Below are 17,990 nucleotides of genomic sequence, written 5' to 3'. Positions count from 1 at the left end.
GGTGTCAGACACCGTATGGCGTGGAAGCATTTCCCGTCGCGGCGTTTCAAGGGTGTCTGACACCCTTGGGTGTCAGACACCGTATGGCGTGGATGCATTTCCCGTCGCGGCGTTTCAGGGGTGTCTGACACCCCTGGGTGTCAGACACCGTATGGCGTGGATGCATTTCCCGCCGCGGCGTTTCAAGGGTGTCAGACACCCCCTGGGTGTCTGACACCGTATGGCGTGGACGCATTTCCTGTCGCGGCGTTTCAGGGGTGTCTGACACCCCCTGGGTGTCAGACACCGTATGGCGTGGATGCATTTCCCGCCGCGGCGTTTCAGGGGTGTCTGACACCCTTGGGTGTCAGACGCCGTATGGTGCGGAAGCATTTCCTGTCGCGGCGTTTCAGGGGTGTCTGACACCCCTGGGTGTCAGACACCGTATGGCGTGGATGCATTTCCCGCCGCGGCATTGCAAGGGTGTCTGACACCCTTGGGTGTCAGACACCGTACAAAGCGGCACACGCCCTGAAAATTGCACGCCGCCTGGTGAGCCGGCGGTAGGTCAGCCTGCCTGGCGGGGTGTCAGTGTCACGCGGTCGGCGTTCAGTTCCCGCCCGGCGTTTGCACGGTCGCGGCCGGCGTCGTCGGGACGGGCGCCCAGCCAGCCCTGGCCCAGGGCATAGACCCACAGGTTGGCCGCCACGATCAGCAAGAACAGTATGCGCATCGCATGCCCCTCAGAATGACAGCGGGTCTGGCTGTCCGGCCAGCAGCGCCAGGCCGTCCAGCACCGGGCGGTCCAGGTACACCGGCGCGGGCGGCTGGCCGGCGGCCTTGCCGGCCAGGGCCAGCAGCATCTCGGTCTCGGCCTGCACTTCGGGCCAGCCCCCGCCTGCCACATAAAGCTGGGCAGGGCGGCCGCAGCGCTGGCTGGCGGCCAGCCACTGGCGCATCACGGCGCCCGCCTGGGCGGCGGCGATACCCGACGCAATGGCCCGGTGCGTATCCAGGGGAAAGTCGACAACCTGGCCGTCGGCCACGGGCAGGTTGGCGGTGCCGCGCGCCAATGAATTGCGCATCAGCGCCGGCCCGGGCAGGATCAGCCCGCCGATGAATTCGTTGTCGGCGCCGACAGTGTCGATGGTCGTGGCCGTGCCGAACGACGCCAGCACGAATGGCGCGTGGTCTTGCGGCAGGCGGCCCAGCACGCCCAGCAGGGCCACCAGCCGGTCCGAGCCCAGTTGCGATGGCTGCGTGTAGCCGTTGCGCAGGTGCAGCAGCCGGGCGCGCGAGGTTACCCAGTGCACCGGGCACCCATGGCGCGCCAGGGCGGCGCGGATGCCGGCTCCGCGCTCCGGGCCCGCCACATTGACCCCCAGGGCCAGCCCGGGCGTGCGGCCCAGCGTGCCCAGCCAGTCGCCCAGCGCGTCGGGATCGAGGTTGTCGAACGCCACGGCGGCCGGTTCCCGAGCGGCGGCGGGCGCATCCAGCCAGCCTACCTTCAGGCGGCTGTTGCCGGAATCGATCAGCAGGATCATGAGCGGTTCCCCGCCAGGCCGGCCGTGGGCCGGATCGAGATTTCGCCCACGGATACGGGCACCCGTTCGCTGGCCGTCTGGATATACAGCCGGCCGTCGTCGCTCAGGCCGTCGGCCGTGCCGCTGAACAACACGGCGCCCTGGTCGATGACATTGACCTCGCGGCCCTTCAGTGCGTCCACGGCGGCGTAGCGGCGCTGGAACGCGGCAAAGCCGCCGGTTTCGAATTCGCGTACCGCCGCCTGCCACGCCCGCGCCACGGCGCTGACGATATCGGCGGCGCCGGCCGCCGCGCCGCCCGCCTGCTCGGCCACCAAGGTCCAGTCGGCCACGGGCCGCCCCAGCGCCTGCGACAGGGTGTCGGCGTCCCGCAGGTTCACCCCCATGCCGATGACGACGGCATAGCCGCCCGGCACGGCGGGGTCGCGCGTGGTTTCGACCAGCACGCCGGCCAGCTTGGCGTCGTGCCATTGAATGTCGTTGGGCCACTTGACGCACAGCCCCGGCGCGCCGCCCGCCAGGCTGCGCAGCGCTTCGCACGCGGCCATGCCGGCCAGCGGCGACAGCGCCGGCAGGCGGCTGGCCGGCATGCGTACCGGAAACGCACAGGAAAACATCAGCGCCGCGCCGCTGCGGTTCTGCCAGGGTCGCCCGGCGCGGCCGCGGCCGGTCTGCTGCAGGTGCGTGCCCAGCAGCCACGTGCCGGCTCCCGCGCGGGCGCGCGCCAGCAGGTCGGCGTTGGTGGAGCCGGTGCTGGCCGTCCACGCGATGGACTGGAAGTCTTCCAGCCGCGCGGACAGCTCGCGCGCCAGCGCTTCGGGCGCGGGCAGATCGGTGTGGCGGGCGTCAGTAAGCATGGGCGCGATTGTAGGGCACCGCGACCGCCTTTACGGCGCAGGCGGGGTTGGTAACATGCAGGCTGCCAACCCTATTTTGACGCTTTTCCCATGTCTGCACGTACCGACACCGAAACCTACACCGGCGAGGCCGGTGTCATTGATTGCGCCATCGACCGGCCCGCCGGGTCGCCCCGGGGCTGGGCCCTGGTGCTGCATCCGCATTCGCTGCAGGGAGGCGCCCGCGATAACAAGGTGGTCACCACCATCGCGCGCGCCTGCGTGCAACAAGGCCTGATGGCCGTGCGGCCGGACTTCCGCGGCGTGGGCAAGTCGGAAGGCCAGTTCGACAAGGCGCGCGGCGAAACGCGCGACATGCTGGGGTTGGTGGCGCAGGTGCGCGAACGCTACCCCGAGTTGGCCCAGGCGCCTTGGGTGCTGGCCGGGTTTTCGTTCGGCACGGCCGTGGCCGCGCAGACCTACTCGGGCCTTGCCGCGGCCGGCGACACCGCGCTGCCCGCCGCGTTGATGCTGATGGGGGCCGCCGTGCAGCGCTTTCAGGAACAGGAAGTCGACGTGCCTGCCGATACCCTGATGGTGCATGGCGAGCAGGACGAAGTGGTGCCGCTGTCGGAAACGCTCGACTGGGCGCGCCCGCGCGACGTGCCGGTGGTCGTGGTGCCGGGCGCATCGCACTTTTTCCACGGCAAGCTCCTGGTGCTGCGCGCACTGGTGAACGCCCGCCTGAAAGTGGCCCTCGATTGACGCGCGGCGCGCCGATGGGCGCCCCTGGCGCTGCCATGCCGGCATGGCAAGGAACATTATCGCGCCCGTGCAGTCTTATCCCGCTCCTATAATGTTGCAGCTTTGCGCCCGCTGGGCGGCTCTTGACCGTGGAATCTTCGTGCTAATGAAAATAAACCGTATCCGTCCGACTTCCGTTGTGTTCACTCGCCAGGCCGTGGCCGGCGCCGTCCTGTCTGCGCTGATGTACGCGTCGGCGCCGGCGTGGGCACAACAGCAGCCGGCGGCGCCCGTGTCCAGCACCGCGCCTGCCGCGGCGGCGACGACACCTGTGGTGGAACTGTCGGCCGTGCCCGCGCCCACCATCGCGGCGCGCGCATGGATCACCGTCGATGTCACCAGCGGTCAGGTGCTTGCCGCATCCAACCCCGATACGCAGATCGAGCCGGCGTCGCTGACCAAGATCATGACGGCGTATGTGGTGTTCAACGCCCTGAAAGAAAAGCGCATCACGCTCGAGCAGCAGGTGCCTGTTTCCGAGCAGGCATGGCGCACGGGCGGTTCCCGCATGTTCATCGAGCCGCGCAAGCCCGTTACCGTTGACGAACTTCTGCAGGGCGTCATTGTGCAATCGGGCAACGATGCGTCCGTGGCGCTGGCCGAAGCCGTGGGAGGCAGCGAGTCGGCGTTCGCCGCCATCATGAACCAGGAAGCCCAGCGGCTGGGCATGACGCGCACGCACTTCATGAACGCCACGGGGCTGCCCGACCCGCAGCACATCACCACCGTGGCCGACCTGGCCTTGTTGTCGGCGGCGCTGATCCGCGACCATCCCGAGTACTACCACTACTACAAGCAAAAAGAATTTACGTACAACAAGATCACACAGCCCAATCGCAACCGCCTGCTGTGGGCCGACCCCTCGGTCGACGGCATGAAGACGGGCCACACTGACGCCGCGGGCTATTGCCTGGTGTCTACCGCCATTCGTGGCGACCGCCGCGTGCTCAGCGTGCTGGCCGGCGCCGACAGCGAGGCCACGCGCGCCGAAGAAAGCCTGAAGCTGCTCAACTGGAGCTTCCAGAATTTCGACACCGTGACGCTGTACGACAAGAGCCAGCCGGGCGTCGATGCGCGCGTCTGGGAAGGCACTGTTGAAACGGTCAAGCTCGGGCCGCCCAACCCCGTGTCGCTGACCGTGCCGCGCGGCAAGGCGGGCGATATCAAGCCCGTGGCGCAGCGCACCGATCCGCTGGTGGCGCCGCTGTCCAAGGGCCAGCAGGTCGGCACCCTGCAGCTCACGCTCGACGGCAAGGTGCTGCGCACCGAACCGCTGGTGGTGCAAGACGCGGTCGAGCGCGCCGGGTTCTTTGGCCGCCTGGTCGATATGGTCAAGCGCAAGTTCCAGTAACCCTTTTTTTACGGGGCGGCGTTGCCGCCCCGGATCTTTTCAGGAGCCATCCATGATTCCGGGCATGCCGGGCGACAGCCAGGTATATCTCAACGGTGAATTCACGCGGGCCGACCAGGCCAGGATCTCGGTGCTGGACCGGGGGTTCATTTTCGGCGACGGCATCTACGAAGTCGTGCCGGTGTACAACGGCAAGCCATTCCGCATGGCCGAACACCTGGACCGGCTCGACCGCAGCCTGAAGGCGCTGCGCATCGCGCAACCCATGTCGCGCGACGCGTGGGTCGACGTCATCGGCGAACTGGCGCGCCGTTCGGCCACCCCTACGTGCATCGTGTACCTGCAGGTCACGCGCGGCGTATACAAGCGCGACCACGCCTTCCCGCCGCAGGACATCGCCCCCACGGTGTTCGGCATGGCCACCGTGTTCAACCCGCCGTCGGCGGCGCAGCGCGAAAAAGGCGTCAGCCTGATCAGTATTCCGGACGAACGCTGGCTGCATTGCGAAATCAAGTCGGTCTCGCTGCTGGGCAACGTGCTCGCGCGGCAGCAAGCGGTGGATGCGGGCGTGGACGAAGTGGCGCAGTTCCGCGATGGCTTCCTCACCGAAGGCTCTTCCAGCAATATCTGGGTGGTTTCCGGCGGCAAGCTGCTGGCGCCGCCCAAGAACAACCTTATCCTGGAAGGCATTCGCTATGGCCTGATGGGCGAGCTGGCCGAGGAAGCCGGTATCGCTTTCGAGGCGCGGCCATTGTCGCAGCAAGAAGTCGCCAACGCGGATGAGCTGATGGTGACCTCGGCCACCAAAGAGGTGCTGCCGGTTACCACGCTGGACGGCAAGCCGGTGGGCAGTGGCAAACCCGGCCCCGTTTATGCCCGGCTGCGTGCGGGGTATGATGCCCGTATCGCCGCCCTGTGAGCCAGCGCGCCGAGCCGACCATGCACCATATCCCTCCCGAAGAGTCCCTGATCGAATACCCGTCGGACTTTCCCATCAAGGTAATGGGAAAGCAGCACCCCGACTTTGCCCAGACCATGACCGACGTGGTGCGGCAATTCGATCCGGGCTTCGATCCCGCCACGGTGGAAATGCGCCCCAGCAAGGGTGGCAATTACGTGGGGCTGACGTTCACCGTGCGGGCCACCTCTCGAGAGCAGCTCGATAACCTGTATCGCGCGCTGCACGGACACCCCATGGTGTCCATCGTGCTGTAACGCAAACCGCCAGGCGCGCGCCATGATCCGGTGGCTGACCCGACCGGCCGATTACGCCGCGGTCTGGCACGACATGCAGGCCTTCACGGCCGCGCGCGCCCGCCACACGCCCGACCAGGTCTGGTTGTGCGAACACGCCCCGGTGTACACCCTGGGGCAGGCGGGCAAACCCGAACACCTGTTGAACCCGGGCGACATTCCCGTGGTGATGTGCGATCGCGGCGGCCAGGTCACCTACCACGGGCCGGGGCAGGTGGTGGCCTATGCGTTGTTCGACCTGCGGCGCGCGGGCCTGTTTGTGCGCGAATACGTGCAGCTGCTCGAAGACGCCGCCATAGGCACGCTGGCCGACTTCGGCGTGGCCGATGCGTGCCGGCAGCCGGGCGCGCCCGGCGTGTACGTGCCGCGCGGGCCCGGCGGCGAGCTGGCCAAGATCGCCGCGCTGGGCATCAAGATCCGCAATGGCTACGCGTATCATGGGGTGGCGCTGAACGTCGACATGGACCTCGCGCCTTTCCTGGGCATCAACCCCTGCGGCTACGCCGGCCTGGCCACCGTCGACATGGCCGCGTGCGGCGCGCGCTGCGACCTGGAGCGCGTCGGCCAGCGGCTGGCCGAGCGGCTGCTGGCCGCGTTGCCGGAGCCCGACGGGGTAACGCGCTAAAATGCCTTTTTTTACCGGACCTTGCCGCTGTCTGCCGGCGCGGTCATGACGAAGGTGACGAATGTCCACGCTCGAGCCCTCTGTTTCCCCGAATGATCCGCAATCCGGGGCGCCGGCCGCCTACGACGCCACCCAGAAGCAGAAGTCGCAGGCCAAGACGTCGCGCATTCCCATCAAGGTCGTGCCGGCCGAGCGCCTGAAAAAGCCCGAGTGGATCCGCGTCAAGGCCGCCGCGCCGGGCTCGCGCTTCTACGACATCAAACGCATCCTGCGCGAGCACAATCTGCACACGGTGTGCGAAGAAGCGTCCTGCCCCAATATCGGCGAATGTTTCGGCAAGGGCACGGCCACCTTCATGATCATGGGCGATAAATGCACGCGGCGCTGCCCGTTCTGTGATGTCGGCCATGGGCGCCCCGATCCGCTCGACGCCGACGAACCCGAGAACCTGGCGCGCACCATCGCCGCGCTGAAGCTGTCGTATGTGGTGATCACCTCGGTAGACCGCGACGACCTGCGCGACGGCGGCGCGGCCCATTTCGTCGATTGCATTTCGCGCATCCGCGCGCTGTCGCCCCAGACGCGCATCGAAGTGCTGGTGCCCGACTTCCGTGGCCGCCTGGAGCGTGCGCTGGCCATCCTGAACGCCGGCCCGCCCGATGTCATGAACCACAATCTGGAAACCGTGCCGCGCCTGTACAAGCAAGCGCGGCCGGGGTCGGACTACGCGCATTCGCTGAAGCTGCTGGCCGAGTTCAAGAAGCTGCATCCCGAAGTGCCCACCAAATCGGGCCTGATGCTGGGCCTGGGCGAAACCGACGAAGAAATCCTGCAGGTCATGCGCGACATGCGTGCGCATGACGTAGACATGCTCACCATCGGTCAATACCTGCAGCCGTCCGAACATCACCTGCCGGTGCTGCGCTATGTGCATCCCGACACGTTCGCGATGTTCGAGCGCGAAGCCTATGCCATGGGCTTCAGCCACGCGGCGGTGGGCGCCATGGTGCGGTCGTCGTACCATGCCGACCAGCAGGCCCATGCCGCGGGTGTGAACTAAGCTGTGCACCCGCTTGCGCGCGCCGGCATGGCGTCCGTTGCCTGAGAGCCGGTGTCTGACACCCTACGGTGTCAGACACCTGATGGCACAACGATGACGCGCAGGCAGGTCTAGGCCGGCGTCCGACATTGACGAGGCGCGCGCTGGTATCAATCGTAGGTGTCGGCGTCTTTCAAGGCCGCGCCGCGCTTGTCTTTGTCAGACAGAATGACTTCCCCGACGTCGGGCCAATCGATGCCGATGCACGGGTCGTTCCATATGATGCATCGCTCGTATTCGGGCGCGTAGTAGTCGGTAGCCTTGTACAGGGTTTCCGCCACATCGGTCAGCACCATGAAGCCGTGCGCAAAACCTTCGGGCACCCATAGCTGGCGCTTGTTGTCGGCCGACAGGACAGCCCCCGTCCATTTGCCGAACGTGGGCGATGAGCGGCGCAGGTCCACCGCCACATCGAATATCGCACCCGCCGCGACGCGCACCAGCTTGGCCTGCGGCCGGCGGATCTGGTAATGAAGCCCACGCACGACGTGGCGCACCGAACGCGAGTGATTATCCTGCACGAACTGCGGCGTGCGCGCCAATGCGGCATTCAGCCGCGCGGCGTTGTAGCTCTCGAAGAAGTAGCCGCGCGCGTCGCTGTGGACGTCGGGCTCGATCAGCAACACATCGGCAATGGCAAGCGGCGTGACTTTCATGGCGGACTCTGCCGGGTTTCGTTCGCGTGGCGCACAAGGTCATCGATGGTGAGCTCGAGGTGGGCGGTCCAGTCGGGCAACTGCAACCCCAGGGCGGCGGCCAACCGGCCCGTATCGAGCCGGGAATTGCGCGGCCGGGGCGCCGGCAGGGGATAGTCTTCCGTGCCGATGGCCTGTATGCGCTGCGGTTGCAGCCGCAACACCATGCCCCGTTCATGCGCGCGCTGCACGGTGTGGCAGGCCAGCTGGTGCCAGGTGGTGCTGCCGGCCGCCGTCAGGTGGTAAATGCCATCGGCCAACTGATGTCTGTGGTGGGCTGCCAGCGCCAACGCGGTGACGTCGGCCACCAGCTCGGCCGATGTGGGGCTGCCGACCTGGTCTGCTACCACGCGCAGTGTTTCACGTTGGCGGGCCAGTTCCAGTACGGTCTTTACAAAATTTCTGCCGTGCGCTGCGTAAACCCAGCTGGTGCGCAACACCAGCGCGCGGCAGCCGCTTGCCGCGATGGCATGCTCGGCGGCCAGCTTGGAACGGCCGTATGCGTTCAAGGGGCGTGGCGTATCCGTTTCGATATAGGGCGCCGGCTTGCTTCCGTCGAAGACATAATCCGTGGAATAGTGCACCAGCACCGCGCCGCTGTTGCGCGCCTGCGCGGCCATTATCGCCACGGCATCGGCATTGATGCGCCGGGCGGAACCCTCGTCGGCCTCGGCGGCGTCAACGGCGGTATGAGCGGCCGCGTTCACGATGATGTCGGGCGACTGCGCGCGCAAGTATTCGGCCAGGCTGTCCAGATCGGCCAGGTCTGCCTGCGCTCGCGAGGGCGCGACGACGCGGCCCAGCGGCAAGAGTGTGCGCCGCAAGGCGTTGCCGATCTGGCCCGTGGCGCCCAGCAGCAGGATGTTCATGGCGCGTACTGCGTCTGCAACCAATGGCGATAGGCCCCCCCTGCCACGCCTGCGACCCAATCGGGGTGATCCAGATACCACTGCACGGTGGCGCGCAGGCCGGTGTCGAAGTCGTGCATCGGTTGCCACCGGAGTTCGCGGCGGATCTTGCCGGCATCGATACCGTAGCGCCTGTCGTGCCCGGGGCGGTCTTGTACGAAGCAGATCAGCTCGTCATGCGGGCGGTGGTCTGCGCGCGGACGCCACGCGTCCAGCAGCGCGCACACGGCCCGCGCCACCTGCAGGTTGCTGCGTTCCTGGTTGGCGCCGATATGGTATGCCTGGCCCGGTTCGCCCCCTTCGAGTACGCGCCGCAGGCCATCGCAATGGTCATCCACATACAGCCAGTCGCGCACATGCGAGCCGTCGCCATACAAGGGCAGCGGCCTGCCGGCCAGCGCATGATGAATCAGCAGCGGTATCAGCTTTTCGGGATACTGGCGCGGCCCATAATTGTTCGGGCAATGGGTCGTCAATACGGGCAGCCCGTAGGTTTGCCAATAGGCGCGCGCCAGGTGGTCGCCCGCGGCCTTGCTGGCCGAATAGGGGTTATTGGGCCGGTACACATCGCCTTCGGCGGCGGGCGGGGCGTCGGGCTCGAGCGACCCATAGACTTCATCGGTAGACACCTGCAAGTAGCGGAAGCCGGCGCGCGCGGCGTCGTCCAGCGACAGCCAATAGGTGCGCACCGCTTCCAGCAACTGGAATGTGCCGGTCACGTTGGTGTGTATGAATGCGCCGGGGGTGCGTATGGCGCGATCGACGTGCGACTCTGCCGCGAAGTTCAGCACGGCGCGCGGGCGGTGGGTGCGCAGCAGGCGCGCAACCAGGGCGTGGTCGGCGATGTCGCCCTGCACCAGCTGGTGCCGTGGATCGCCACGCACGCTTTCCAGGTTGCCGGCATGCCCGGCGTACGTCAGCTTGTCCAGGTTCACGATGGGCTCGTCCGTCTGTTCGAGCCATCGCAGAACGAAGTTGGATCCGATGAAGCCGGCGCCGCCGGTGACGAGGATACTCATGATGACGCGCAGGCAGGTCTATAAAGGCCGCCGTCTAGGGCTGCACGCGCGAATGGCGGCTCGTCCAGAACACATCGCCGGTGCCTTGCGCGCCATTGAGGTGGCGGGCCAGCACGAACATCAGGTCTGACAGGCGGTTAAGGTACTGGCGTACCGGCGCGTTCAATTGCTCGACGCGGCCCAGGGCGACCACGGCGCGCTCGGCGCGGCGGGCCACGGTGCGCGCCAGGTGCGCCAGCGCCGCGGCACGGCATCCGCCCGGCAGTATGAACTCGCGCAGCGGCGGCAAGGGGCCGTTGTAATGGGCCAGGCGTTCATCCAGGAAGGCCAGCTGGCCGGGCTCGATGGCCGTGTGGCCGGGAATGCATAGTTCGGCGCCCAGGTCGAACAAGTCGTTCTGGATGACGCCCAGGTCGGCCTGTACGTCGTCGGGCAGGGACTCGGTGCGCAGCAGGCCGATGACGCTGTTCAGTTCATCTACATCACCCAGCGCGGCAATGCGGGGAGCGTCTTTGCCGGTGCGGCTGCCGTCGCCCAGGCCGGTGGTGCCGTCATCGCCGGTGCGCGTCGCCACGGCGGAAAGTCGGTTGCCCATTGGATATGCCCTGTCTTGATGGTTGCGTGATGAAACAATACCTTAGTGTAGTGCCAGCGCGGCGCGGCGCGAACGCGTTATCCTGTACCGGTATGTCTGGGTGCGGGGCCGGCGCGGCCTGCCCTGCGTTCACAAGGAGCCATGCCATGCATCAGTTGTACAAAGCGGCAGCCGGCGTGCTGGCGGTTGCCATTCTGGCCGGGTGGGCGACGGCGCCCGCGCGCGCGCAGCCGGCGCAGGCGGCCGCGCAGGCCAGCGCCACCGCCAGCGGCGAGGTGCGTCGGGTGAATCCCGGCGAAGGCAAGGTCACGATCAAGCATGGCGAGATCAAGGCGCTGGATCTGCCCGCCATGACACTCGTGTATCGGGCCGACCCGGCCCTGCTGGCCAACATCCGGCCTGGCGACAGCGTGCGCTTTACCGCTACCCGCCAGGGCGGCAACTACGTCATCACGCAGATCGGCAAATAAGAAACGGCGCGCCGCCGGACCGCCGTGCAGCAGGTCCGGCGACAGGCGCGACGCTATAGCACGTAGCGCGCCAGGTCCTGGCTGGCGGCGGCTTCCGACAACTGCGCGTCAACGTAGGCGGCGTCGACCTTCACCACGCCGCCGCTGCTGGATGTGGCATCGAACGACAGTTCTTCAAGCAGCTTTTCCATTACCGTGTACAGGCGCCGCGCGCCGATATTCTCGGTGCGTTCGTTAACCGAGAACGCCAGTTCGGCCAGCCGCTCGATGCCATCGGCGGTGAAGTCGAGTTGAACGTCTTCGGTGGCCAGCAGCGCCGAATACTGTTTGATCAGCGAGGCGTCGGTATCCGACAGGATGCGCACGAAATCTTGCGTGGTGAGCGAATCCAGTTCGACCCGGATGGGAAAGCGGCCCTGTAGTTCGGGAATGAGATCGGACGGACGCGACAGATGGAACGCGCCCGACGCGATGAACAGGATATGGTCGGTGCGCACCATGCCGTAGCGGGTGTTGACGGTGGTGCCTTCGACCAGCGGCAACAGGTCGCGCTGCACGCCCTGGCGCGAGACATCGGCCCCGCCGGTTTCCTGGCGCGCCGCGATCTTGTCGATCTCGTCCAGGAAGACGATGCCGTTCTGCTCGACATTGGCGATGGCCGCGGCGCGCAGGTCGTCTTCGTTGACGCGTTTGGACGCCTCTTCTTCGACGATAAGCTTGAAGGCCTCTTTGACCTTCATTTTCTTGGACTTTTTCTTGTCGCGCGCAAGCCCGGCGAACATGCCGCGCAGCTGTTCGGCCATTTCTTCCATGCCCGGCGGCGTCATGACGTCCATTTGCGGCATGGGCTGGGCGATCTCGATTTCGATTTCCAGGTCGTCGCACTTGCCTTCGCGTAGCCGCTTGCGAAAGGTTTGCCGCGCATTGCTTTCTTCGCCGCGCACCGGTTCGCCCGACGCGCCCCGGGCCGGCGGCACCAGTGCGTCCAGGATGCGATCTTCGGCTGCGTCTTCGGCCTGCGTGCGCACGCGGCGCATTTCGAGCTCGCGCGTCTGCTTGATGGAATATTCGGTCAGGTCGCGGATGATGGTGTCGACATCGCGCCCCACATAGCCGACTTCGGTGAACTTGGTGGCTTCGATCTTGATGAAGGGCGCATTGGCCAGCTTGGCCAGGCGGCGCGCGATTTCGGTCTTGCCCACGCCGGTGGGGCCGATCATCAGGATGTTCTTGGGATGGATCTCATGGCGCAGCGGTTCGGGAACCTGCTGGCGGCGCCAGCGGTTGCGCAGCGCTACCGCCACGGCGCGCTTGGCGCGGTTCTGGCCGATGATGTATTTGTCGAGTTCGGAGACGATTTCCCCGGGGGTCATGGTGGATGCGGACATTGAGGAATCCTTGCGCCAGGCCAGGCGGCGGGCTTATTCGCCCAGTGTTTCGATGACGTGGTTCTGGTTGGTGTAAATGCAGATGTCGCCCGCTATTTCGAGCGCCTGCTTGACGATGTCTTGCGGCGGCAATTCGGTATTGCGCAGCAGCGCCAGGGCGGCCGACTGGGCATAGGCGCCGCCCGACCCGATGGCGGCCAGGCCATGTTCGGGCTCGAGCACATCGCCGTTGCCGGTGAGCACGAGCGTGTGTTCGGCATCGGCCACGATCAGCATGGCTTCCAGGCGGCGCAGCACGCGGTCGGTGCGCCAGTCGCGCGTCAGTTCGACGGCGGCGCGCATCAGGTGGCCCTGGTGTTTTTCGAGCTTGGCTTCGAAGCGCTCTTGCAGCGTGAAGGCGTCGGCCGTGGCGCCGGCGAAGCCGGCCAGTACCTTGTCGTGATACAGGCGGCGGATTTTCCGGGCGGTGCCCTTGATGACGATGTTGCCTAGGGTGACCTGGCCGTCGCCGCCCAGCGCGACGCGGTTGCCGCGGCGCACGCAGACGATGGTGGTGGCGTGAAATTGTTCCATGCGTTCCTTCCGTTGAAGGGCTTAACTAAGGGCGAAACCGCGGATTTCAAGCGTGCAGCGCGGGTTGGCCTTGTACGATTATCGCCCCGCGGACGTAAAAAAGGCCGCAGCGGTAATACCGCGCGGCCTTGAACAGCGGAAAATTAATAGGGGACGCGATCAGTCGCCGTAGAGCTTCTGGCGCATTTCGCGGCGTTCCTGGGCTTCGAGCGACAGGGTGGCCGTGGGGCGCGCCAGCAGGCGCGGAATGCCGATGGGCTCGCCGGTTTCTTCGCACCAGCCGTATTCCCCGCTGTCGATGCGGGCGATGGACTGCTGCACCTTCTTCAGCAGCTTGCGCTCGCGGTCGCGCGTGCGCAGTTCCAGCGCGTGCTCTTCTTCGATGGTGGCGCGATCGGCGGGGTCGGGCACGAATTGCGTCTCGCGCAGGTGCTCGGTGGTTTCGCCGGCATTGGCCAGGATGTCCTGCTCGAGCTGCTTGAGCCGTTCCTTGAAGAACGCCAGCTGGCGTTCGTTCATGTATTCCGATTCGGGCATGGCCAGCAATTCTTGTTCGCTGGGCAGATCAATCGCCGTATCGCTCGTCGACTTGGTTGATTTTTTGGTTGCTGCCTTGGTAGCCATGAAAACACTCCACTATGAATCGATCCTGGCGCGCGACGCGCGTCTGGATTGCGGCGTTAGCCCGCCAGGCACTGCTCCAGACCCCGGGTGAAAATCTCCTGGGGAAGCTTGCGTCCGATGAAGACCATCTTGGTAGAAGGCTTCTCGGCCGCGGTCCACGGCTTGCCGGGTTCGGCACCCATCATCATGTGCACGCCCTGAAAGAGCATGCGCCGGTTGATGCCCTTCATGTACAGGATGCCCTTGTAGCGCATCAGGTCGGGGCCGTACACCTGCACCACGCCGCCCAGGAATTCTTCCAGGCGGGCCGGGTCGAACGGCTTGTTCGAGCGGAACACGAACGCGCCGATTTCGTCGTTGTGGTGGTGATGATGATGGTGGTGTTCGTGATGGCAATGATCCCCGCATTCGCCATCGTGGTCATGATCGTGGTCGTGGCCGTGATCGTGGCCATGGGCGTGGCTGTGCGCCGCGTCGGGATGTTCGTCGGCCAGGAAATCCGGGTCGATGTCGAGAATGGAATTCAGGTTGAAGCCGCTGATGTCGATGATGGACTTCAGGTCGGCTTCGCCGAAGTTGACCGGCGAAATCGGCGCGCGCGGGTTCATGCGCACCAGCCGGGCGCGCAGCGCTTCGTAGTCGGCGTCGTTGACCAGGTCTTTCTTGGACACCAGGATGCGGTCGGCGAAGCCAACCTGCTTCTGGGCTTCTTCCTGCGCATCGAGCGTGGCCATGCCGTGCTTGGCGTCGACCACCGTGATGACCGCGTCGAGCCGGTAGTACTCGGCGATTTCGTCGTCCATGAAGAACGTTTGGCACACCGGGCCGGGGTTGGCCATGCCGGTTGTTTCGATGATGACGCGTTCGAAGTTCAGTTCGCCGGCCTGGCGCTTGGCGCGCAGGTCGCCCAGCGTGCGCATCAGGTCGCCCCGCACCGTGCAGCAGACGCAGCCGTTGCTGAGTTCGACGATTTCTTCGCTGGTGTCTTGCACCAGCAGGTCGTTGTCGATGCCTTCGGGCCCGAACTCGTTTTCGATGACCGCGACGCGGCGGCCATGGAATTCGCTAAGAATGCGTTTGAGCAGGGTGGTCTTGCCGGCACCGAGAAAGCCGGTGAGGATCGTGACGGGGACCATTTTGTCCAAACTGCGCTGCGTATTCATGGCAAGTCGACGGCGAAAAGCCTGCGGGCGCATGGGGCGCCACTTGGCGGGGACAACGGGGCCGCAGTTGCGGCTGGACGCAGGATTACAGCACAGTCGGGGCAGGGGGGCAAACCCGGACCAACCCCACCCGCGCCCTGCGCAGGAACGCGGAAAAACGCGGCTGTAATCTGCTGGATGTCGTTATATGGGGATGAATTGCCGGATATCAAGCCCTGGCCGCGCGAGCCCGGCAAAAGGCCGGCTGCGGCGACGCGCATCGACGATGCGCCGTCACACTTGAAACAACACGATTCAGTGGGCGTGCCCGTGATGATGGGCGCCGCGCGGCTCGGCCTGGGATTTTTGCTGGCACTGCGGACACAGGGCCCGGATTTCGGTTTCGTGAGTGGCCAGCGTAAAGCCTGTGCGCGCCACGCGTTCGGCCAGTTGACGGCTCATGGCGGGGTCGCTGACTTCTGCTACCGCCCCGCACCCGGTGCATACCACCAGCAGGTCATGCGGCGCGCCGGCCGCGTCGTGGCAGGCTGTCCAGGCGTTGACCGCGTCCAGCCGGTGGATCAGGCCTTCTTCTACCAGGAAGTCGAGCGCGCGGTACACGGTGGGCGGCGCGGCGCCGGGATGCACCGCGCGCATCGCCTCGAGCAATTCGTAGGCTTTCAGGCTGCGGCCGTGCCGCAGCAAGAGTTCCAGCACCTTGCGGCGTATGGGGGTCAGCCGGCGCCCGCGCTGCTCGCACAGGGATTCCGCAGTGCGAAGCTGCTCGTCGACGGAATCGGCGCGGGAAGGGCGGGAAGTAGCGGGCATTACGCGGCAAGCCAGGCGGGCGATCCCCGGAAGGTATCAGAAAACTGACCTGGCGGGGGCGGCGGCGCGTTTCCGACAAAATCGATATGTTATATCATTCCCTAAATGTAATGTTATAACGTTAGGAGAATGCGATGCAGATACGACCCCTGCCGCTGGCCGCGGGGCTGGTGCTGGGCCTGGCATACCCGGTAGTCCAGGCGCGCCAGGCGCCGGCCGAGCCGCCCGAAGCGGCTACGCTGCCGCCGATTACGGTGTCGGCCAGTGCATTGGGGCTGGACACGCTCAGCATGGCGCAGCCGGCCGTGGTGCTGGACGGCCAGGCCCTGTTCGAGCGTCGCCAGGACACCCTGGGCGACACGCTTGGCGGCCTGCCGGGCATTCATTCCGACACGTTCGGCGGGGGCGCGAGCCGGCCGGTAATACGGGGGCAGACTGCGCCGCGGGTAAAGGTGCTGTCCGATGGCTCGGAAGTCATGGACGCCTCGGGCATCTCGCCCGACCATGCGGTGACGGTAGAGCCGTTGCTGGCCGACCGCATCGAGGTGCTGCGCGGGCCGGCGACGCTGTTGTATGGCGGCGGCGCGATAGGCGGGGTGGTAAATGTGCTGGATCGCAAGATCCCCACCGTGGTGCCCGAACGCGGTGTGCAGGCCGAGGCCGAAGTCCGGGGCGCCACGGGCACCGGCGAACGTGCTGGTGTGGTGGGCATTACCGCCGGCAAAGACGAGTTCGCCGTGCGCATCGAAGGCCTGAAGCGCCGCACCAGCGACTACGACGTGCCCGATTGGCCGGGCGGCGAGCTGGCCGGCTCGTACAGCCGGGCCTCGCAGGGGACGGTAGGCCTGTCGTGGATAACCCCGCGCGGCTATGTGGGGGTGGCCTACACCTACCTGGAGAGCAAGTACGGCTTGCCGGGCCACAATCATGAATACGAAGGTTGCCACCCGCACGGCACGCACCTGCATTGCGGCGGGCATGGCCATGACGACCACGATCACGACCATGACCACGACGAAGACGAAGCCGCGCCCTACACCAAGTTGCGCAGCAACCGGCTGGACCTGCGCGCCGAGTACACCGATCCGTTTCCGGGATTCGAGAAGATCCGCCTGCGCGCCGGGCTGACCGACTACCAGCACAAGGAAATTGAAGGGGGCGTGGTGGGCACCACGTTCAAGAATCGTGGCTACGACGCCCGCCTGGAACTGGAGCACAAGCCGGTACACGGATGGCGCGGGGTGCTGGGTATCCAGAATGCCTACAGTGACTTCAGCGCCGAGGGCGAAGAGGCGTTCCTGCCGCGCAGCGACACGCAATCGACCGGCGTGTTCCTGCTGGAAGAATACCGTTGGGGCGACTGGCGGTTCGAAGTCGGTGCGCGTCAGGACTGGCAGCGCATTTCTCCGGAAGGCGGGCAGCCGCGCTCCAGCCAGTCGGCGACATCGGTGTCGGCCGCCGCCATCTGGGATTTCGCGCCGCAGTATGCCGTGGCGTTGTCATTGTCGCGTTCGCAGCGCCTGCCCACCGCGCAGGAGCTGTACGCGGATGGGGTGCACCTGGCGACCAATACCTACGAGATCGGCAATCCGGACCTGGGCAAGGAAACTTCGCACAACATCGACCTGACCCTGCGCAAGCACGCGGGCGATACGACATTCAGCGTCAGCGCGTTTCACAACCGGGTCAGGAACTACATCTACGCCAACACGCTGGACCAGTACGAAGATTTCCGGCTAATTGAATATTCGCAGCGCGACGCGGAGTTCACCGGCCTGGAAGGCGAGGTGCGCCACCAGTTCAGCAAGGTGTTTTCAGCGGCGGTGTTTGGCGACTATGTGCGCGGCAAGCTCACCGGCGGCCACGGAAATTTGCCGCGCATTCCGGCGGCCCGGCTGGGATTGCGCGCAGATGCAACGTGGCGTCAGTGGTCGGGCGGGGTGGAATACGCTCATGTGTTCCGCCAGGACGACCTGGCGGCGTATGAATCCGGCACGCCAGGCTATGACATGGTCAATGCCGTGGTCAGCTATGGTGGCAAGCTGGCAGACGGCGCGGCGTACGATGTGTATCTGCGCGGAACGAACCTGCTGGACAAACTGGCCTACAACCACGCGTCATTCATTGCCAAGGCCGCGCCGCTGCCTGGGCGCAGCGTGCTGCTTGGCCTTCGCGTGACTTACTGACGGCAGGATCGGTGTCAGATGCCCGCCCCTCTTGCGCACTAACGTCAGGTGTCTCGCACTAACCAGGTGT

Annotated in this window: 20 protein-coding genes; 8 read left to right on the top strand and 12 right to left on the bottom strand. The window is 66.0% G+C overall.

Annotation, left to right across the window (positions count from 1 at the left end; all coding sequences use genetic code 11):
• Positions 1-547: 547 nt before the first annotated feature.
• From CAL18_RS17560 to CAL18_RS17550, 3 genes are read right to left on the bottom strand one after another with little or no spacing between them, the layout of a single operon-like run.
• On the bottom strand, positions 548-712 hold the full coding sequence (locus CAL18_RS17560; protein ID WP_094797563.1) for a hypothetical protein: 165 nt from the start codon (positions 710-712) through the stop codon (positions 548-550).
• Between the two features lie 10 nt (positions 713-722).
• Positions 723-1,523, bottom strand: coding sequence for a type III pantothenate kinase (locus CAL18_RS17555; RefSeq protein ID WP_026640756.1), 801 nt, complete (start codon positions 1,521-1,523; stop codon positions 723-725).
• Complete coding sequence (locus tag CAL18_RS17550; RefSeq protein ID WP_026640755.1) at positions 1,520-2,380, bottom strand: biotin--[acetyl-CoA-carboxylase] ligase; 861 nt, start codon at positions 2,378-2,380, stop codon at positions 1,520-1,522. Before CAL18_RS17550 ends, CAL18_RS17555 begins: the two co-directional genes overlap by 4 nt.
• Positions 2,381-2,470: 90 nt before the next feature.
• Here CAL18_RS17550 and CAL18_RS17545 point away from each other — a divergent pair, with 90 nt between their 5' ends.
• The 6 genes from CAL18_RS17545 to lipA all read left to right on the top strand — a co-directional run bounded on the left by CAL18_RS17545 (position 2,471) and on the right by lipA (position 7,453).
• On the top strand, positions 2,471-3,124 hold the full coding sequence (locus tag CAL18_RS17545) for an alpha/beta hydrolase (protein WP_026640754.1): 654 nt from the start codon (positions 2,471-2,473) through the stop codon (positions 3,122-3,124).
• A 145-nt stretch (positions 3,125-3,269) separates the two neighbouring features.
• The gene (locus CAL18_RS17540) at positions 3,270-4,514 is read left to right on the top strand and encodes a D-alanyl-D-alanine carboxypeptidase family protein (RefSeq protein WP_094797560.1); all 1,245 of its coding nucleotides are present in this window, start codon (positions 3,270-3,272) and stop codon (positions 4,512-4,514) included.
• Between the two features lie 52 nt (positions 4,515-4,566).
• Positions 4,567-5,433, top strand: a complete 867-nt coding sequence (locus CAL18_RS17535) for a D-amino acid aminotransferase (RefSeq protein ID WP_094818417.1) — start codon at positions 4,567-4,569, stop codon at positions 5,431-5,433.
• Between the two features lie 20 nt (positions 5,434-5,453).
• The gene (locus CAL18_RS17530; protein ID WP_026640751.1) at positions 5,454-5,729 is read left to right on the top strand and encodes a YbeD family protein; all 276 of its coding nucleotides are present in this window, start codon (positions 5,454-5,456) and stop codon (positions 5,727-5,729) included.
• A 22-nt stretch (positions 5,730-5,751) separates the two neighbouring features.
• Positions 5,752-6,393 carry a lipoyl(octanoyl) transferase LipB gene (lipB, locus tag CAL18_RS17525; RefSeq protein WP_094818416.1) on the top strand — a complete coding sequence of 214 codons (642 nt, stop codon included), beginning with the start codon at positions 5,752-5,754 and terminating at the stop codon, positions 6,391-6,393.
• Positions 6,394-6,454: 61 nt separating this feature from the next.
• The gene (gene lipA, locus CAL18_RS17520) at positions 6,455-7,453 is read left to right on the top strand and encodes a lipoyl synthase (RefSeq protein ID WP_026640749.1); all 999 of its coding nucleotides are present in this window, start codon (positions 6,455-6,457) and stop codon (positions 7,451-7,453) included.
• Positions 7,454-7,602: 149 nt separating this feature from the next.
• Here the strand turns inward: lipA and rfbC are convergent, their stop codons facing one another.
• Genes rfbC through CAL18_RS17500 form a run of 4 tightly spaced genes read right to left on the bottom strand, consistent with a single transcriptional unit; the run spans position 7,603 to position 10,709 of the window.
• Entirely contained in the window at positions 7,603-8,148 is a 546-nt protein-coding gene (rfbC, locus tag CAL18_RS17515) for a dTDP-4-dehydrorhamnose 3,5-epimerase (RefSeq protein ID WP_026640748.1), read from the bottom strand.
• Positions 8,145-9,056 carry a dTDP-4-dehydrorhamnose reductase gene (rfbD, locus tag CAL18_RS17510; RefSeq protein WP_038852540.1) on the bottom strand — a complete coding sequence of 304 codons (912 nt, stop codon included), beginning with the start codon at positions 9,054-9,056 and terminating at the stop codon, positions 8,145-8,147. Before rfbD ends, rfbC begins: the two co-directional genes overlap by 4 nt.
• Entirely contained in the window at positions 9,053-10,114 is a 1,062-nt protein-coding gene (gene rfbB, locus CAL18_RS17505; protein WP_026640747.1) for a dTDP-glucose 4,6-dehydratase, read from the bottom strand. Before rfbB ends, rfbD begins: the two co-directional genes overlap by 4 nt.
• A 34-nt stretch (positions 10,115-10,148) precedes the next feature.
• On the bottom strand, positions 10,149-10,709 hold the full coding sequence (locus CAL18_RS17500) for a cob(I)yrinic acid a,c-diamide adenosyltransferase (RefSeq protein WP_026640746.1): 561 nt from the start codon (positions 10,707-10,709) through the stop codon (positions 10,149-10,151).
• A 146-nt stretch (positions 10,710-10,855) separates the two neighbouring features.
• Between CAL18_RS17500 and CAL18_RS17495 the strand changes: the two genes are divergently transcribed.
• A complete protein-coding gene (locus CAL18_RS17495) occupies positions 10,856-11,179 on the top strand; it encodes a copper-binding protein (RefSeq protein WP_026640745.1) in 324 nt (107 codons plus the stop codon).
• Between the two features lie 53 nt (positions 11,180-11,232).
• Here CAL18_RS17495 and hslU read toward each other — a convergent pair whose 3' ends face one another.
• The 5 genes from hslU to CAL18_RS17470 all read right to left on the bottom strand — a co-directional run bounded on the left by hslU (position 11,233) and on the right by CAL18_RS17470 (position 15,734).
• A complete protein-coding gene (gene hslU, locus CAL18_RS17490) occupies positions 11,233-12,567 on the bottom strand; it encodes an ATP-dependent protease ATPase subunit HslU (RefSeq protein WP_094797558.1) in 1,335 nt (444 codons plus the stop codon).
• A 33-nt stretch (positions 12,568-12,600) separates the two neighbouring features.
• A complete protein-coding gene (gene hslV, locus CAL18_RS17485; RefSeq protein WP_026640743.1) occupies positions 12,601-13,140 on the bottom strand; it encodes an ATP-dependent protease subunit HslV in 540 nt (179 codons plus the stop codon).
• 159 nt (positions 13,141-13,299) lie between these two features.
• A complete protein-coding gene (gene dksA / locus CAL18_RS17480) occupies positions 13,300-13,764 on the bottom strand; it encodes an RNA polymerase-binding protein DksA (protein WP_038852538.1) in 465 nt (154 codons plus the stop codon).
• A 56-nt stretch (positions 13,765-13,820) separates the two neighbouring features.
• The gene (locus tag CAL18_RS17475; RefSeq protein WP_094797557.1) at positions 13,821-14,927 is read right to left on the bottom strand and encodes a CobW family GTP-binding protein; all 1,107 of its coding nucleotides are present in this window, start codon (positions 14,925-14,927) and stop codon (positions 13,821-13,823) included.
• A 294-nt stretch (positions 14,928-15,221) separates the two neighbouring features.
• On the bottom strand, positions 15,222-15,734 hold the full coding sequence (locus tag CAL18_RS17470; RefSeq protein ID WP_026640740.1) for a Fur family transcriptional regulator: 513 nt from the start codon (positions 15,732-15,734) through the stop codon (positions 15,222-15,224).
• 134 nt (positions 15,735-15,868) lie between these two features.
• Between CAL18_RS17470 and CAL18_RS17465 the strand changes: the two genes are divergently transcribed.
• Positions 15,869-17,920 (top strand): TonB-dependent receptor domain-containing protein, encoded by a 2,052-nt coding sequence (locus CAL18_RS17465; protein WP_094818415.1) that lies wholly within the window; start codon positions 15,869-15,871, stop codon positions 17,918-17,920.
• The last annotated feature ends 70 nt before the right edge of the window (positions 17,921-17,990 follow it).

It is taken from the genome of Bordetella genomosp. 7 (assembly GCF_002261415.1).
Lineage (GTDB): Bacteria > Pseudomonadota > Gammaproteobacteria > Burkholderiales > Burkholderiaceae_B > Bordetella_A.
Note: the sequence above shows the minus strand (reverse complement) of the source record. Positions and strands in the feature narration are given on the sequence as shown.

Coding starts and splice junctions, on each gene's coding strand:
- CAL18_RS17560 (WP_094797563.1), bottom strand. CDS start 712: ATGCGCATACTGTTCTTGCTGATCGTGGCGGCCAACCTGTGGGTCTAT.
- CAL18_RS17555 (WP_026640756.1), bottom strand. CDS start 1,523: ATGATCCTGCTGATCGATTCCGGCAACAGCCGCCTGAAGGTAGGCTGG.
- CAL18_RS17550 (WP_026640755.1), bottom strand. CDS start 2,380: ATGCTTACTGACGCCCGCCACACCGATCTGCCCGCGCCCGAAGCGCTG.
- CAL18_RS17545 (WP_026640754.1), top strand. CDS start 2,471: ATGTCTGCACGTACCGACACCGAAACCTACACCGGCGAGGCCGGTGTC.
- CAL18_RS17540 (WP_094797560.1), top strand. CDS start 3,270: ATGAAAATAAACCGTATCCGTCCGACTTCCGTTGTGTTCACTCGCCAG.
- CAL18_RS17535 (WP_094818417.1), top strand. CDS start 4,567: ATGATTCCGGGCATGCCGGGCGACAGCCAGGTATATCTCAACGGTGAA.
- CAL18_RS17530 (WP_026640751.1), top strand. CDS start 5,454: ATGCACCATATCCCTCCCGAAGAGTCCCTGATCGAATACCCGTCGGAC.
- lipB (WP_094818416.1), top strand. CDS start 5,752: ATGATCCGGTGGCTGACCCGACCGGCCGATTACGCCGCGGTCTGGCAC.
- lipA (WP_026640749.1), top strand. CDS start 6,455: ATGTCCACGCTCGAGCCCTCTGTTTCCCCGAATGATCCGCAATCCGGG.
- rfbC (WP_026640748.1), bottom strand. CDS start 8,148: ATGAAAGTCACGCCGCTTGCCATTGCCGATGTGTTGCTGATCGAGCCC.
- rfbD (WP_038852540.1), bottom strand. CDS start 9,056: ATGAACATCCTGCTGCTGGGCGCCACGGGCCAGATCGGCAACGCCTTG.
- rfbB (WP_026640747.1), bottom strand. CDS start 10,114: ATGAGTATCCTCGTCACCGGCGGCGCCGGCTTCATCGGATCCAACTTC.
- CAL18_RS17500 (WP_026640746.1), bottom strand. CDS start 10,709: ATGGGCAACCGACTTTCCGCCGTGGCGACGCGCACCGGCGATGACGGC.
- CAL18_RS17495 (WP_026640745.1), top strand. CDS start 10,856: ATGCATCAGTTGTACAAAGCGGCAGCCGGCGTGCTGGCGGTTGCCATT.
- hslU (WP_094797558.1), bottom strand. CDS start 12,567: ATGTCCGCATCCACCATGACCCCCGGGGAAATCGTCTCCGAACTCGAC.
- hslV (WP_026640743.1), bottom strand. CDS start 13,140: ATGGAACAATTTCACGCCACCACCATCGTCTGCGTGCGCCGCGGCAAC.
- dksA (WP_038852538.1), bottom strand. CDS start 13,764: ATGGCTACCAAGGCAGCAACCAAAAAATCAACCAAGTCGACGAGCGAT.
- CAL18_RS17475 (WP_094797557.1), bottom strand. CDS start 14,927: ATGAATACGCAGCGCAGTTTGGACAAAATGGTCCCCGTCACGATCCTC.
- CAL18_RS17470 (WP_026640740.1), bottom strand. CDS start 15,734: ATGCCCGCTACTTCCCGCCCTTCCCGCGCCGATTCCGTCGACGAGCAG.
- CAL18_RS17465 (WP_094818415.1), top strand. CDS start 15,869: ATGCAGATACGACCCCTGCCGCTGGCCGCGGGGCTGGTGCTGGGCCTG.